This window comes from Thioalkalivibrio sp. ALE21, assembly GCF_003208255.1.
Classification (GTDB): domain Bacteria; phylum Pseudomonadota; class Gammaproteobacteria; order Ectothiorhodospirales; family Ectothiorhodospiraceae; genus Thioalkalivibrio; species Thioalkalivibrio halophilus.
The window spans coordinates 47,360-61,526 of the sequence record NZ_QKMA01000010.1 but is presented as its reverse complement, the minus strand read 5'-3'; the positions used below and the strand labels follow the sequence as shown (position 1 = coordinate 61,526).

The 14,167-nt window shown below is 68.9% G+C and carries 13 protein-coding genes; 6 read left to right on the top strand and 7 right to left on the bottom strand.

Annotated features, from left to right (window positions below; genetic code table 11):
• Positions 1–165 precede the first annotated feature (165 nt).
• The 4 genes from rpoH to ftsY form a co-directional block, all read right to left on the bottom strand.
• Positions 166–1,035, bottom strand: coding sequence for an RNA polymerase sigma factor RpoH (rpoH, locus tag D893_RS09405; RefSeq protein WP_018947077.1), 870 nt, complete (start codon positions 1,033–1,035; stop codon positions 166–168).
• A gap of 137 nt (positions 1,036–1,172) precedes the next feature.
• Entirely contained in the window at positions 1,173–2,102 is a 930-nt protein-coding gene (locus D893_RS09400) for a permease-like cell division protein FtsX (protein ID WP_110619644.1), read from the bottom strand.
• Positions 2,099–2,776 carry a cell division ATP-binding protein FtsE gene (gene ftsE, locus D893_RS09395; protein WP_110619643.1) on the bottom strand — a complete coding sequence of 226 codons (678 nt, stop codon included), beginning with the start codon at positions 2,774–2,776 and terminating at the stop codon, positions 2,099–2,101. Before ftsE ends, D893_RS09400 begins: the two co-directional genes overlap by 4 nt.
• Before the next feature lie 7 nt (positions 2,777–2,783).
• Positions 2,784–3,788, bottom strand: a complete 1,005-nt coding sequence (ftsY, locus tag D893_RS09390) for a signal recognition particle-docking protein FtsY (RefSeq protein ID WP_018869092.1) — start codon at positions 3,786–3,788, stop codon at positions 2,784–2,786.
• Positions 3,789–4,113: 325 nt separating this feature from the next.
• On the opposite strand from ftsY, the gene D893_RS09385 reads away from it, so the two are divergent.
• The 5 genes from D893_RS09385 (at position 4,114) to D893_RS09365 (ending at position 10,047) form a co-directional block, all read left to right on the top strand.
• Entirely contained in the window at positions 4,114–5,511 is a 1,398-nt protein-coding gene (locus D893_RS09385; RefSeq protein ID WP_110619642.1) for a pitrilysin family protein, read from the top strand.
• A 53-nt stretch (positions 5,512–5,564) separates the two neighbouring features.
• Positions 5,565–6,806, top strand: coding sequence for a pitrilysin family protein (locus D893_RS09380; RefSeq protein ID WP_246863904.1), 1,242 nt, complete (start codon positions 5,565–5,567; stop codon positions 6,804–6,806).
• The gene (gene rsmD, locus D893_RS09375; protein WP_018947071.1) at positions 6,790–7,440 is read left to right on the top strand and encodes a 16S rRNA (guanine(966)-N(2))-methyltransferase RsmD; all 651 of its coding nucleotides are present in this window, start codon (positions 6,790–6,792) and stop codon (positions 7,438–7,440) included. Before D893_RS09380 ends, rsmD begins: the two co-directional genes overlap by 17 nt.
• A gap of 96 nt (positions 7,441–7,536) precedes the next feature.
• Positions 7,537–9,159, top strand: a complete 1,623-nt coding sequence (locus D893_RS09370; protein WP_110619641.1) for a BCCT family transporter — start codon at positions 7,537–7,539, stop codon at positions 9,157–9,159.
• A 9-nt stretch (positions 9,160–9,168) separates the two neighbouring features.
• Complete coding sequence (locus D893_RS09365) at positions 9,169–10,047, top strand: NAD(P)-dependent oxidoreductase (RefSeq protein WP_110619640.1); 879 nt, start codon at positions 9,169–9,171, stop codon at positions 10,045–10,047.
• A gap of 6 nt (positions 10,048–10,053) precedes the next feature.
• On the opposite strand, the gene D893_RS09360 is transcribed toward D893_RS09365, so the two are convergent.
• Positions 10,054–10,959 (bottom strand): fructosamine kinase family protein, encoded by a 906-nt coding sequence (locus D893_RS09360; protein WP_110619639.1) that lies wholly within the window; start codon positions 10,957–10,959, stop codon positions 10,054–10,056.
• A gap of 71 nt (positions 10,960–11,030) precedes the next feature.
• On the opposite strand from D893_RS09360, the gene D893_RS09355 reads away from it, so the two are divergent.
• A complete protein-coding gene (locus tag D893_RS09355) occupies positions 11,031–11,414 on the top strand; it encodes a group III truncated hemoglobin (protein WP_018869099.1) in 384 nt (127 codons plus the stop codon).
• A gap of 7 nt (positions 11,415–11,421) precedes the next feature.
• On the opposite strand, the gene D893_RS09350 is transcribed toward D893_RS09355, so the two are convergent.
• Both D893_RS09350 and D893_RS09345 read right to left on the bottom strand, forming a co-directional pair.
• Positions 11,422–13,515: a transglycosylase SLT domain-containing protein gene (locus D893_RS09350; RefSeq protein WP_110619638.1), complete on the bottom strand. Its 2,094-nt coding sequence runs from the start codon at positions 13,513–13,515 to the stop codon at positions 11,422–11,424.
• Positions 13,516–13,623: 108 nt separating this feature from the next.
• Positions 13,624–14,166 carry a pseudouridine synthase gene (locus D893_RS09345; protein WP_110619637.1) on the bottom strand — a complete coding sequence of 181 codons (543 nt, stop codon included), beginning with the start codon at positions 14,164–14,166 and terminating at the stop codon, positions 13,624–13,626.
• Position 14,167: the final 1 nt, after the last annotated feature.

The window sequence follows — 14,167 nt, the reverse complement described above, 5'->3', positions numbered from 1 at the left end:
ACCCTCACGGCTGTCCTGGTCGTCTGGTCGTGGTTCAGCTTTTTCTCGGTGATCCTCTTCGGCTGAGGGGCTACCGAAAGACCGCTAACGAAAAAGCCCCCGGCGACGCGAATCGCCGGGGGCTTTTTCGATCACGGCCCCTGCGAAAGGGCGCGGATCCGAGACTCAGTCAGCGAAGGCCGTACGGATCTTGCGGATCGCGGCATTCTCGATCTGCCGGATGCGTTCGGCCGAGACCCCGTATTCCGCTGCCAGCTCGTGGAGGGTCGCCTTCTTTTCGCCCATGTAGCGGCGCATCAGGATGTCGCGCGAACGCTCGTCCAGCTCTTCCAGGGTCTCGCCCAGACGCGAACTGTAATGCGCGTCCCAGTCGGCCTCCTCGGCCACCCGGGCGGGGTCGTCGCTCATGTCCTCCAGGCTCAGGCGCTGTGCCGGTGCGAGGGCTGTCCGTTCGTCGTCATCGTTTTCGGGAAGCGGATCGAAGCTGGTGTCCTGGTTGGCCAGACGGTTTTCCATCTCCCAGACTTCCGCCTCGCTGACGCCGAGGTCCTCGGCCACCGCGGAGACTTCCTCGCGGTTCATCCAGCCCAGGCGCTGCTTGGCGCTGCGCAGGTTGAAGAACAGCTTGCGCTGCGCCTTGGTGGTCGCGACCTTCACAATCCGCCAGTTGCGCAGGATGTATTCGTGGATCTCGGCACGAATCCAGTGAACGGCGAAGGACACCAGGCGCACGCCCTTGTGCGGATCGAACCGGCGTACCGCCTTCATCAGGCCCACGTTGCCTTCCTGGATCAGATCGCCCAGCGGCAGGCCGTAGCCCCTGTAGCCGCGGGCCACGTGCACCACGAACCGCAGGTTGTGCAGAATCAGGCTGCGGGCGGCCTCGAGGTTGTTGCGCTCGTGCAGCTCCAGCGCGAGCTCGCGCTCCTGCTCGGCGTTCAGTACCTCGATCTGCGATACCGCCTGCATGTAATGATTGAGATCGCCCACCGGAACGGGCATGTCCGCGCGATGGGGCATCAGTGCCTGACTCATGGATTTGCATCCCTCCCTTCGTAACAGCTTCAACTTTAGCACTCAAACCATTCGAGTGCTAAACCCTCCGGGAGTTCCGCAATATGGGGTGTGCACCGCCGATTTCAACCCGGGGTCGGTCACGGGGATCACGGGGATCACGGGGCATCCCGCAGGGCGTGTCCGCTGCCCAGACGTGCGCCCGCCCAGCCGAGGATAACCGCCGCCATGACCACGCCCAACGCAACCTCGGGGCCCGGTAAACGCAGGGCATAGTCGATATCGAAGGCCCCGGCGGCCGTCTCCAGCGGCTCGCGCGCCAGCCAGGTGCCGAGGTAGAGCAGGAGCACGGCGAACAGCCCCCCGCCCAGCCCGCCATAGACGCCCCCATAGAGCGACGGACGGCGCAGGAAGCGGTGGGTTGCGCCACTGATCCGCGCGATGGTGATCTCCTCGCGCCGCTCGCGCAGTTCGGACGCGCTGGCCAGGGCCAGCACCAGCAGGGCACCCAGGCCCAGCAGGCCGGCGACGATCGTGAGGACCCGCGTACCGAGCTGGTACAGAGCGTTGAGTTGGCGCACCCACTCGTCATCACTGACCAGCGTGGCGTCGGGGAAACGCTCCGCCAGGGCCGTCTCGAGACGCGTGACCGTTTCCGGGTCGCTGCGCTCCGGCACCACGTCCAGGGTGTCCGGCAGGGGGTTGCCGTCCATCCAGTCGAGCAGGGCCGGATCGGCCAGGTCGGCGCGATAGTCCTCCAGGGCGCGTTCGGCCGGGACGGCCGTCACGCGGCCGACATCCGCGAGCCGCTCCAGCTCCCGCGCGTGCTCCTGCAGTGCGTCGGACTCGCCGGCTTCCAGATAGACTGCGATGCGCGGTTCATGGTCGACGTGGGCGGAGAGTGCCCGCGCATTGTCCAGCAGGACCCACAGGAACGCGGGAAGCGCCAGGATGAAACCCAGCACCGCGATGCTGATCAGGGACATGACCGGGGCCTGCAGCCGCCGTGCGAGGCTGCGCCGCGCGGCGTCCGCGTGGGCCTCGCGCCACGCGCCCAGGCGGTCGCGCAGGGCCCGGGCGCGGTTCATGCGCCGGCCTCCTGGCGCGCGCGGGCCTCGATGCGCCCGTCTTCCAGATGCAGCACCGGGTGCGGCATGCGTTCCACCAGATCCTGGTCGTGCGAGGCGACCAGCGCGGTCATGCCGATGCGGTTGAAATCGGCGAACAGCGCGAGGATCTCGCGCGACAGCGCCGGGTCGAGGTTCCCGGTGGGTTCGTCCGCCAGCAGCAGGGCCGGGCGGTGGACAATCGCACGGGCGATCCCGACCCGCTGTTGCTCCCCGGCCGACAGGGTTTGCGGCCGCGCGGTCTCGCGATGCAGCAGGGCGACCTTGTCCAGCGCCGCACGCACCCGGCGGCGGATCTCGGGTCGCCGGTACCCCATGATCTCCAGCGGCAGGGCGATGTTGTCGTACACCGGGCGGTCATACAGCAGGCGGTGATCCTGGAAGACCAGTCCGATGCTGCGGCGAAACTGCGGGATGTCGCGCGCGGAGAGCTGATCGAGATCAAAGCCGTTGACCCGCAGGCGGCCACGGGTCGGACGTTCCAGCCCGGCAATCAGGCGCAGCAGGGTACTCTTGCCCGCCCCGGACGGGCCGGTGATGAACGCCATCACTCCGGGGTCGATCTTCAGGCTGACCTGACTGAGGGCCTCGGAGTGGGAGCCGAACCGCTTGGTGACGCGCTGCAGGAAGATCATCGACGGGTCAGTCGTCGTCCCGGCCGAGCAGGGCCCGTACGAAGCGGCGGGCGTCGAAGGGCTGCAGGTCCTCGGGCTTCTCGCCCACGCCAATGAAACGTACCGGCACGCCCAGCTGTTCCGCCAGGGCGAAGATCATCCCGCCCTTGGCAGTGCCGTCCAGCTTGGTGACGACGATGCCGGTCAGGCCGAGGGCCTCGTGGAACTGCTGCGCCTGGCTCAGGGCGTTCTGCCCGGTGCCGCCGTCCACCACCAGCAGAACCTCGTCCGGGGCCTGCGCGTCCAGCCGGCCCATCACCCGCTTGACCTTGCGCACCTCGTCCATGAGGTTGGTCTGGGTGTGCAGGCGCCCGGCGGTGTCGGCGATCATCACGTCGATGCCGCGCGAGGTGGCGGCCTGCAGGCCGTCGTAGACCACCGAGGCGGAGTCGGCGCCGGTCCCCTGGGCGATCACCGGTACCTCGTTGCGTTCGCCCCAGTTCTGCAGCTGCTCTACCGCCGCGGCGCGGAAGGTGTCGCCGGCGGCCAGCATCACGGAGAAGTCGTCGGCGCGGAAGTGATGGGCCAGCTTGCCGATGGTGGTGGTCTTGCCCGCCCCGTTGATGCCCACCACCAGGATGGAGAACGGCCGACCCGGATCATCGGGCAGGGTCAGCGGTTCGGAGACCGGTTCCAGCACCTCGATCATCGCGTTTTCCAGCGCGTCCATCAGCGCTTCGGCGTTGTCGAGCTCGCGCCGCTTCACCTCGCCGGTGATTCGGTCCATGATCTTCTGCGTGGCTTCCAGGCCGACATCCGCCATCAGCAGGCGCTCTTCCAGTTCCTCGAAGAGCTCGTCGTCGATGCGCCGGCGGAACAGGCTGCCGAGATCGGCGTTGAGCACCTGGCCGGTTTTGGACAGGCCCTGGCGCAGGCGCTGGAACCACCCGCCGCGCGCCGGTTTTTCCTCGGCGGCCGGCGTGGCGTCGTTCGCGGAGTCTTCGGACTTTTTCTTTTTGCGGAAACCGAACATGCCGGGAGAGGTCTGTTGAGAGATGCATAATCTTAGGGAAACGCTGATCAATATGCACGTTCGCGCTCGAGTCGCTTTTGCGCGCGAACAAGGCGCGGCGACCGCCGTGCAGTCATTCTGCACAAGGGAGCCGCAACGCCGTGCGCGCGCAAAAGCGGCCGAGCCCCTTCGGGGTTGGCGCCCCGGGTTCCCCGATCCTGCGTTGCGCCGCTTGCGGGTAGAACCACTACCCGCTGCGCGACGCGCCTTGTCTCGGAAAACCCGGGGTGCCAACGCGAACGTGCATATTGATCAGCGTTTCCCTGGCACGAGGCAGGTTCACAACATGCGTGTTCACGTCCCGGGGTTGGCCCCGTTGCTGTTTTGCCTGACGGCCCTGTTCGCGGCTCCCGCCGCGGCATCCGGTTCCATCACCGACAATGTTGTCGAGACCCGTCTGGACAACGGTCTGACCGTCCTGGTGCTGGAGGATCGGCGGGCGCCGGTGGTTTCCACCCAGATCTGGTACCGCGTGGGCTCGGCCGACGAATACGGCGGGGTCACCGGCATCTCGCACATGCTGGAACACATGATGTTCCGCGGCTCCGAGGCCTTCGAGCCCGGTGAATTCTCGCGCGTCGTGTCGCGCCTGGGTGGTCGCGAGAACGCGTTCGTCGGGCGCGACTACACTGGCTATCACCAGCTGCTGGGCAGCGACCACTGGGAGACCCTGCTGGAGATGGAGGCCGAGCGCATGCAGCACCTGCGCCTGACCGAGGAGGAATTCCTGCCCGAACGCGAGGTGGTGCGCGAGGAACGCCGCCAGCGCGTGGACGACCGGCCCAACGCGCGTCTGCGCGAGGCGTTCATGGCCGCGGCCTTTCATGCCGATCCCTACGGCCAGCCGGTGATCGGCTGGATGAGCGACATCGACGAGTACAGCGTGGACGCCCTGCAGGACTGGTACGACACCTGGTACACCCCGGACAATGCGGTGGTCGCGGTGGTGGGTGACGTCGACGCCGAGGCGGTGGTGGCCGCCGCCGAACGCCATTTCGGCGATATCCCCGCCGGCCCCGGCGTGGAACGTCCGGCACGCAGTGAACCCCCGCAGACCGGTGAGCGCCGCATCACCGTGCAGGTGCCGGCCGAACTGCCCTACGTGATGATGGGCTGGAAGGCGCCGTCGCTGAACTCGCTGGAAGAGCCGGACGATGCCTATGCCCTGCTGGTGCTGGAGGGGGTGCTGTCCTCCGGCGAGGCCTCCCGGCTCGCCCGCGAGCTGGAGCGCGGGCGCGAGATCGCCGGCTCCGCCGCGGCCAGCTACAGCCCGTTCACCCGCCGTGACGGGCTGTTCATGCTGGGCGGGGTGCCGGCGGCGGACACCGATCCCGGGGAACTGGAGGCCGCCCTGCGCGAGCAGATCGAACGCCTGCGCGAGGAGCCGGTGGGCGAAGATGAGCTGGAGCGCGTGCAGGCACGGGTCGTGGCGTCCGAGGTCTACGGCCGCGACTCGGTGCATGCGCAGGCGTCGCAGCTGGCGATGCTGGAGACGGTCGGCATCGGCTGGCAGGAGCTGGGCGCCTTCGTCGAGCGGGTGCGCGCGGTCACCGCGGAGGATGTGCGCCGCGTCGCGCAGGAATACCTGGTGCCGGAGACCCTGACGGTGGGGATCCTGGATCCGCTGCCGCTGGACGAGCGCGAGTCGGAGGAACCGGCCGCCGAATATGGAGGTGAGCTGTGATTCGCTGGACAGGAGTGGTGCTGGCGGCGCTGTGCGCGGCGCCTGCGGCGGCGATGGAGATCGATCGCTGGGAAACCGACGAGGGCCTGCAGGTGTTGTTCGTCGAGGCCCCGGAATTGCCGATGGTGGACCTGCGCCTGACCTTTGATGCCGGTGCGGCGAGGGACGGCGAATTGCCGGGGCTGGCGCGCATGACCAGCCGGAGCCTGCGTCACGGCACGACGGCGATGGATGCCGATGCGCTGGCCGAGCGCTTCGAGTCCGTGGGTGCCCGTTTCAGTACCAGCTCGCAGCGGGACATGGCCGTGGTCTCGCTGCGCAGTCTCACCGAGACGGACTGGCTCGACACCGCGATGGAAACCCTGACCACGGTGCTCGCGGAACCCGCCTTCCCCGAGGGCGACTTCGACCGGGCGCGGCGCCAGGCCCTGCTGGGACTGCAGCGGGAGCGTCAGGAGCCGGACAGCGTGGCCGCGCGGCGTTTCCACGAGCTGGTTTACGCCGATCATCCGTACGCCAACTGGCCGGCGGGGGATCGCGAGAGCCTGGAGGCGATGAGCCCCGAGGACGCGCGCGGCTTCTTCGAGCGGTATTACACGGCGCGCAACGGCGTGCTGGCGATCACCGGCGGCGTGGATCGCCGGCAGGCCGAAGCTCTGGCGGCGCGGGTCTCGCAGGCCCTGCGGCCCGGTGAACCGGCCGAACCGCTGCCGCCGGTGCCGCCGCTGGAGGGTGCGGTGACGGAGCATGTCCCGTTCCCCTCGGAGCAGGCGCACATCCGCATCGGCGCACCGGCCCTGCGGCGTGGTGACGATGCCTATTACCCGCTGACCCTGGGCAACCACGTCCTGGGCGGAGGTGGCTTCACCTCGCGTCTGTTCCGCGAGCTGCGCAGCGAGCGCGGACTGGCCTATTCCGTCAGCAGCGGGTTCGGGTCGCGCGCCGCGGAGGGACCGTTCAGCGTCTCGATGCAGACCGGCACCGAGCAGACCGCCGAGGCGGTGGAAGCCCTGCACGAGCAGATCCGGCGCTGGCATGCCGAGGGCGTGGAGCCGGCCGAGCTGGAGGCCTCGCGCGCCAACGTGGTCAACGGTTTCCCGCTGCGCCTGGCCTCCAGCTCGGGGATCGTGTCGCATCTGGCCCTGATCGGTTTCTACGATCTCGGCGCGGACTATCTGACGCACTACCCCGCACGGATGGAAGCGGTGACGCTGGACGACGTGCAGCGGGCCATACGGGAACGGGTCGACCCGCAGGCCCTGGTCACGGTGATCGTCGGTGGCGAAGAACCGTAGGCGCGGGGCGGGTTCCGCGGGGCGGCGCGGCCACGAGTCCCGGGTCCGCATCATCGGCGGCGCGTGGCGGCGGCGCTGGCTGTCGGTGGCCGACGTGCAGGGCCTGCGTCCTACCGCCGACGCCCTGCGCGAGACCCTGTTCAACTGGCTGCAGCCGCATCTGCCCGGTGCGCGGGTGCTGGACCTGTACGCCGGTACCGGGGCCCTGGGGTTCGAGGCGGCCTCGCGCGGGGCGCAGTCGGTGTTGATGGTGGAGCGCGACCGGCGTGCCGTCGCGCTGCTGCAGCAGGCCGTCGAAGAGCTGGGCGCCAGCGGCGTGGAGGTGCGCTGTGCCGATGCGGCGCGTCTGCTGGAGGCGGGCCCGGACGTCGCCGCCCCGTTCCACGTGGTGTTCCTCGACCCGCCGTTCGAGCGCGACCTGCTCGCCCCGGCACTGCGCACCCTGGCGGGCGGGGGCTGGCTGGCGCCCGGGGGGCGCGTGTATGTCGAACTGGAAGCCCATCGCGACCCGGCGGAGGTGACGGGGGCGCAGTGGCACATCCTGCGCGAGCGCACCGCAGGGCAGGCCCGCGGGCTGCTGCTGGAGCCGGCGGAGCCGCTTTTTTGCAGTACCCCGGGGCATTCGCTACCGTAGGATCATCCGTTCAAGGCATTTCCATCCGCGTGCGGGGCCGGCGTCAGCGTCCCACGACCCGGCCGCCACGCTACCCATGCAAAAGGGGAGTCATCCATGGATGAATCATCCACTCCCGGTCTGTCCCAGACGCGCGTGCGCGGCTTCGGGGTCATCTGCAGTCCGGTCTTCATCATCGCCAGCATCATCATCGTGGCCTTCGTGCTTTTCGGGGCGGCGTTTTCCGAGACGGCCGAGGGCCTGTTCGTGCAGACGCGCGACGGCATCTCCCGTTACCTCGGCTGGTACTACATGCTGGTGGTGACGATCTTCCTGATCTTTGCCCTGTACCTGATGTTCAGCCGCTACGGCGGGGTGCGTCTGGGCGATCAGTTCGAGGCGCCGCGGTTCAGTTACGCGTCCTGGTTCGCGATGCTGTTCTCCGCCGGCATGGGCATCGGGCTGCTGTTCTTCTCCATCGCCGAGCCGATGTACCACTACATGTCGCCGCCGCATGCCGAGGGTGAATCCAGCGCGGCGGCGATGGAGGCGATGCGCTACACCTTCTTCCACTGGGGGCTGCACGCCTGGGCGATCTACATCATCGTGGGCCTGTCGCTGGCGTATTACGCCTACCGGCACAACCTGCCGCTGCTGATCCGCTCCTCGCTGTACCCGTTCATCGGCGACCGCATCTACGGCCCGTGGGGACACCTGGTCGACATCCTTGCGCTGTTCGGGACGATGTTCGGGGTCGCGACCTCGCTGGGCCTGGGGGTCATGCAGATCAACTCGGGCCTCAACTTCGTCTTCGGCATCGAAGAAAGCACGCTGAACCAGGTCGTGCTGGTCGCGATCATCACCCTGATCGCGGTGGGTTCCGTGGCCCTGGGCGTGGATCGCGGGATCAAGCGGCTGTCAAACTTCAACATCGGCCTGAGCGTGGTGCTGATCGCGCTGCTGCTGGTGCTCGGGCCCACGCTGTTCATCCTGCGGACCCTGGTGGAATCCACCGGCGTCTATGTCCAGAACCTGCCCGCGATGAGCCTGTGGGCCGATACCATCGAGGATTCCGGCTGGGCCACGACCTGGACCATCTTCTACTGGGGCTGGTGGATCTCCTGGGCGCCGTACGTCGGCATGTTCATCGCGCGGGTCTCGCGCGGGCGCACCATCCGCGAGTTCGTGACCGGCGTGCTGCTGGCCCCGACTGCGGCCGGGTTCGTCTGGCTGTCGGTGTTCGGCGGCACGGCCATGGGCTTCCAGCTCGAAGGCGTGGCCGACGTGGCCGGGCAGGTCTCGGAGCAGATGGAGACCGCACTGTTTCTGACCATCGAGGCCCTGCCGATGCTGGACTGGATGGCGATCGTGGTGATGACTGCGGCAACGCTGCTCATCGTCACCTTCTTCGTCACCTCCTCGGACTCCGGTTCGCTGGTGATCGACACCCTGGCCTCGGGTGACGTGCGCAATCCCACCGTGACCCAGCGCGTGTACTGGGCCGTGGCCGAAGGAATCGTGGCCTCGGTGCTGCTGGTGGCCGGGGGGCTGGGCGCGCTGCAGGCGGCGGCGATCAGTGTCGGCCTGCCGTTCTCCATCGTGATGCTGATCATGATGGTGGGGCTGTACCGCTCGCTGCAGCAGACCGAGGCGGTCACGCCCAGCCGCTACCAGCGCGAAGCGCCTCCCCCGCACACGTTGTTCGGCTACACCGAAGACCTCGACGACAAGATCCGCTAGGAGGCATCGATGTCACAGGTGGCACTGCTGGGCTGCGGGCTGATGGGAACCCCCATGGGCCTGCGGCTGCTGGACGCGGGGTTCCCGCTGCAGGCATACAATCGCACCCCGGCACGGGCCGAGGATCTGGCCCGCGCCGGGGCAACCGTGTATTCCACCCCGGACGCCGCGGTCCAGGGCGCGGACTGGGTGATTCTGATGCTCAGCGATGCCCGTGCCATCGAGTCCGTGCTCGCCGATCTGTCCCCGGGAACGCTCGACGGGCGCTGTTTCATCCAGATGGGCACCATCCTGCCGGCCGAGAGCCGGGCCCTGGGCGAGCGCGTGCGGACGGCCGGAGGGTGCTATGTCGAGGCCCCGGTGCTGGGGTCCATCCCGGAGGCCCGCGAGGGCCGGCTGCTGATCATGGCCGGTGCCGAGCATGAGGTGGACGTGGAGCGGGTCGCCCCGGTGCTGGAGGCGCTGGGCAGCACGGTCCGGCATGTGGGCGGCCCGGGGCAGGGCGCCGCGCTTAAACTGGCCTTCAACCAGCTGATCGCCAGCCTTACGGCGGCATTCTCCCTGAGCCTGGGACTGGTGCGGCGCGAGGGTGTGGAGGTCGACACCTTCATGGAGATCCTGCGCGAGAGCGCCCTCTACGCACCCACCTTCGACAAGAAGCTGGACAAGATGTGCACGGGGGACTTCGGCACCGCCAACTTCCCGGTCAAGCACCTGCTCAAGGACGTGCGCCTGACCCATCAGGCAGCCGCCGACGCGGGACTGTCCGACCCCTGGTTGCCATTGCTGGCGGATCTGCTCGAGCAGGCCGCCGATCGGGGGCTGGGCGATGCCGACTACTCGGCCATCTATTCGTCCATCGTGCCGGAGGCCGGCAACCGCGGCTGACCCGCGTCAGCGCACTTCGGCGAGCAGCTGCTGTGCCATGCGCTCGGCCTGCGAGCCGTAGCCGCCGCCGAACAGGTGGTCGTGGTTGAGGATGTGGTACAGGTTGTACAGCGTCCGGCGGGTGGCGTAGCCCGGATCCAGCGGCCGCTGTTCGGCGTAGGCGGCAAAGAAATCCTTCCCGGGGTGGCCGAACAGCTCCATCATCGCCAGGTCGGCCTCCGGGTCGCCGTAATAGGTGGCCGGATCGAACAGCGTCGGCCGCCCGTCGCCGAGGAAGTCCCAGTTGCCGCTCCACAGATCGCCGTGCAGCAGGGACGGCTGCGGGCGGTAGTCCGTAAAGAAGCCGTCCAGGCGTTCCTCCAGCTCGGCCAGCGTGTCCAGGCGCCCGCGCGGGGCCCCGCGGTCGCGGGCCAGGCGGCGCTGGAAGCCCAGGCGCTCCTCGCGATAGAAATCCACCCAGTCCGCATGCGGCCGATTGGACTGCGGCGTGGATCCGATGAAATTGTCCTCGTCGAGGCCGAAGCGGCTGGCGGTGTGCGAGTGCATGTCGGCAATGCCCCACGCCAGCGCGACCGCGTCGCGCGGGCCGCCCAGGTCCAGGTCCTCGATGATCAGGAAACGGGCGCCGGCGGCCTCGCCGGTGCCGATCACCGCGGGGATCTTCAGTACCTCGCAGCGCTGCAGTTCGGTCAGGCCACGGGCCTCGGCGGCGAACATGCCGGCGTGGTCGCCGCGGTTGAGCTTGACGAAGAAGCGGCGGCCGTCGGTGCCCTCCAGACGCAGGGCCTGGTTGATGGAGCCGCCGGAACGTGCGCTGCGGCCTGTCGCCTCGAACGGCACTCCGGTATGGTCCGTGATGCACCGGGCCAGGGCGGCGGTCAGGTCGTCGTCCCGTGCGCTGCTTCGCGTCATGTGTCTGTCTCCCGTGGCGGATGTGGCTGACAGGTTAACCACTACACACCCCGAACGTCAGGAGTCCCGAGATGGCCTTCCGCAAACTGGAACCACTATGCGACAAGATCGGGGCGGAGCAGATCCGCGCCGTGATCGACGAGTTTTACCGCCGGGTGTCGGCCGATCCCCGGATCGGACATCACTTCGAGCGCATCGAGGATTTCGAGGATCACGTGCGCCGGATCAGCGATTTCTGGTACCAGAACCTGGGCGGGCGTCTGGAACAGCCTCCGACCATCGACATGGTGGGCAAGCACGCGCCGCTGAAGCTGACCGAAGACGATCTTCAGGCCTGGATGGAGCACTTCCGCGCGACCACCGACGAGATGCTGGATCCGGCGCACGCGAAGGAATGGCAGCAGCTGGCCGAGGGTATCGCCAGCCGCATGCGTCAGGACATCCTGACCGGCTGAGGCGGCGTCAGCAGGGGTCCGCGCCGCCGCCGGGGAAGCCGCAGTAGCCGCGATTCAGGGCGATGTCGTCCCCGCCGTGCACCTCGCGCAGATGGGCCTGACGGGCCTCGGCCAGGTGCGATTCCGCGGTGACCGGATACAGCAGGCTGGCCATCGACGGCGGTTCCTGGCCGAGACGCACGGCGTACAGGATGCGGTAGGCGTACACCCGGCGGATGTACTTGCGGGTCTCGGAGAACGGGATCAGTTCCGCCCAGATGTCCGCATCCAGGGTCTCGCCGTCTTCCGGCAGCCATTGCCGGACCCGGTGGGCCCCGGCGTTGTAGGCGGCGGTGGACAGCAGCCCGTGGCCGCCGAAGCGCTCCTGATTGCGCCCGAGATAGTAGGTGCCCAGGCGGGCATTGTTCGCGGGCTCGAGGATGTCCCAGTCGGAATTCACCTGCACGCCCGCGGCCGAGGCGATGTTGCGCCCGGTGGCCGGCATGATCTGCATGATGCCCAGCGCGCCCGCGTGTGAACGCACGTCATGCAGGAAGGCGCTCTCCTGGCGTGCGACCGCCATGGCCCAGGCCGGATCAATGCCCTGATCGCGGGCGCCGGCAACGATCAGATCGTCGAAGGCCAGCGGGAAACGCAGTTCGACGTCGTCCCACTGGCGCGCGCGGGCCACGGTGAAGATCGCCCGGTCGTGCCAGCCCCATTCGGCGAACTCGTGTGCCGCGGCCACCCGCTCGTCGTTGTCCATGCGCGCGACCGCGTGCTGCCATTCGCGCCGCGCCTCGGTGTGGCGATCCAGCCGCAGCAGTTCGCGCATCCGCAGCATCGCGGGCTGGTTGCGCACGCGCACCCGCAGGCCGTTGTCCAGATCCGCGCGCCGATGTCCGATACGGTAGGGCTGCCCGATCCGGTCGGCGGCGAGAAACCCGTGGAAATTGCGTTCGGTGGCGGCCCGCTCGTAATGATCGCGGGCGCTGTCCGCATTGCCCAGGGCCTCTTCGGCGCGCGCGAACCAGTAGCGCCACTGGGCCTCTTCGCGGGTTTCGCGCGGCATGGCGCGGACCGCGTCGCGCACGGTTTCCCAGTCCCCCGCCCGCAGGGCCACGCGTACCTGCCACTGGCGCAGCTGGGCGTCGAAGACCTCTTCGTCCAGTCCGGCGAGGAACTCGGGGGCCTCGTCGCGGTAGCGCACCGCCAGGCGCAGGCCCAGGGCGTGGGCCACCGCGTTGCGGCCGTCGCTATCCAGGGTCGCCGGGCCGTTCGCGGCCCGCTCCTGCCAGGCGTCCAGGGCGGCGTCCAGGTCGGAGCGGATCCAGCGTTTCCAGGCGTCCTCGGCCATGGGGCCGGCCTGCGGGTGGTCGCCGGCGTCGAAGTCGGCCCGGGCGACCCGACGCGGCCGTTCCCGGAGGTTGAGCCAGCGCTCGGCCCAGGCTTCGTCGTCACGGTCGAGGTAGCGGCGCAGGTAGCGGGCCAGCCCGGTCTGGCCGGCGTCCATGGCGAGGGCGAAGCGCTGCATCGCCAGTTCACTGGTCAGGCCGTCGGCATCCCGCCAGGCGTCCAGAGCCGGGTCACAGGCCGAGGGCCGCGAATGGCCGTGCAGCCAGATCGACTCGATGTCCTCCAGCGCGGCGTCGTCCTCGCCTCGGTCCAGCAGGGCCTGGCGGCGATGGCAGTCCTGGGTCACCCTCATGGAACGCTGGTCGTCGACCATCTCCAGCAGGGTATCCCATTCGGATTCCTCGCCCAGATGGCGCAGGTAGTTGGCGTACAGGCGGTCGGCCAGCGGGGTATCGCCGTGATGCTCGAGGAATTCCCGCACCGCGTCGGGTTCTGCCCGCCCAAGGTCACGGGCGAGGCGGCGGTAGTCGAGATACGGTGCGAGGGGGTAATCGGCCAGGGTCTCGCGCGCGCGCTCGAACGCCTCGGTGTGGCCCCGGTTGAGCGCCCGTTCGGCGGTGACGAACAGGCCGCGCTCGAAGGCGTAGCGAGTTTCTTCCGCGCCGGAACCGGAGTCCGCGGCAGAAGGGCCGCCGACCAGCAGGGTCAGGGTCATGGCGAGGACCATGCCGGGGGTGCCGGCGATCAGCCGCTGACGAATGCGCATGCCTGTGTCTCCTGAGCCTCCGCGTATTCCACCATCATCCGTCAGGTCCGGCGGGCTGGCAATCCCCGTGCCCGTGTTTTGCGCGGCATGACGCGCAATGCCGCCCGATCAGCCGGAAAGCAGCAGGCTCTCGCCGCGGGCCAGCCCGTCGAGGGTCCAGGAGGCGACCCGGTAGCGCACCAGGCGCAGGGTCGGATGGCCGACCGCGGCGGTCATGCGCCGGACCTGGCGGTTGCGCCCTTCGTAAAGGGTGATCGCAAGCCAGCGGGTGGGGATGTGGCGGCGAAAGCGCACCGGCGGGTCGCGTTCCGGCAGGTCCGGCGGGTCCATACGGTCGACCTTCGCCGGCAGGGTGAGTCCGTCGCGCAGTTCGACCCCGGTGCGCAGGGCCTCCAGCGCGGCCTCGTCGGGCTCGCCTTCCACCTGCACCCAGTAGGTCTTGCCCGCGGAGTCGGGGTCGGGGCGGGTGATGCGGGCGTTCAGAGCGCCATCGTCGGTGAGCACCAGAAGGCCCTCGGAATCGCGGTCCAGACGTCCGGCCGGGTGCACGCCGGGCAGGTCGATGTAATCGGCCAGGGTGGGACGGCCCTCGCGGTCGGTGAACTGGCTGAGCACGCCCCAGGGCTTGTGGAGCAGCAGGATCCGGCTCATG

What these genes read in the sequence shown, in the direction of transcription:
- D893_RS09350 (WP_110619638.1), bottom strand. Translation starts at nt 13,515, where the DNA reads ATGCGCATTCGTCAGCGGCTGATCGCCGGCACCCCCGGCATGGTCCTC.
- D893_RS09360 (WP_110619639.1), bottom strand. Translation starts at nt 10,959, where the DNA reads ATGACGCGAAGCAGCGCACGGGACGACGACCTGACCGCCGCCCTGGCC.
- rpoH (WP_018947077.1), bottom strand. Translation starts at nt 1,035, where the DNA reads ATGAGTCAGGCACTGATGCCCCATCGCGCGGACATGCCCGTTCCGGTG.
- D893_RS09345 (WP_110619637.1), bottom strand. Translation starts at nt 14,166, where the DNA reads ATGAGCCGGATCCTGCTGCTCCACAAGCCCTGGGGCGTGCTCAGCCAG.
- ftsY (WP_018869092.1), bottom strand. Translation starts at nt 3,788, where the DNA reads ATGTTCGGTTTCCGCAAAAAGAAAAAGTCCGAAGACTCCGCGAACGAC.
- D893_RS09365 (WP_110619640.1), top strand. Translation starts at nt 9,169, where the DNA reads ATGTCACAGGTGGCACTGCTGGGCTGCGGGCTGATGGGAACCCCCATG.
- D893_RS09400 (WP_110619644.1), bottom strand. Translation starts at nt 2,102, where the DNA reads ATGAACCGCGCCCGGGCCCTGCGCGACCGCCTGGGCGCGTGGCGCGAG.
- ftsE (WP_110619643.1), bottom strand. Translation starts at nt 2,776, where the DNA reads ATGATCTTCCTGCAGCGCGTCACCAAGCGGTTCGGCTCCCACTCCGAG.
- D893_RS09385 (WP_110619642.1), top strand. Translation starts at nt 4,114, where the DNA reads ATGCGTGTTCACGTCCCGGGGTTGGCCCCGTTGCTGTTTTGCCTGACG.
- D893_RS09370 (WP_110619641.1), top strand. Translation starts at nt 7,537, where the DNA reads ATGGATGAATCATCCACTCCCGGTCTGTCCCAGACGCGCGTGCGCGGC.
- D893_RS09355 (WP_018869099.1), top strand. Translation starts at nt 11,031, where the DNA reads ATGGCCTTCCGCAAACTGGAACCACTATGCGACAAGATCGGGGCGGAG.
- D893_RS09380 (WP_246863904.1), top strand. Translation starts at nt 5,565, where the DNA reads ATGGAGATCGATCGCTGGGAAACCGACGAGGGCCTGCAGGTGTTGTTC.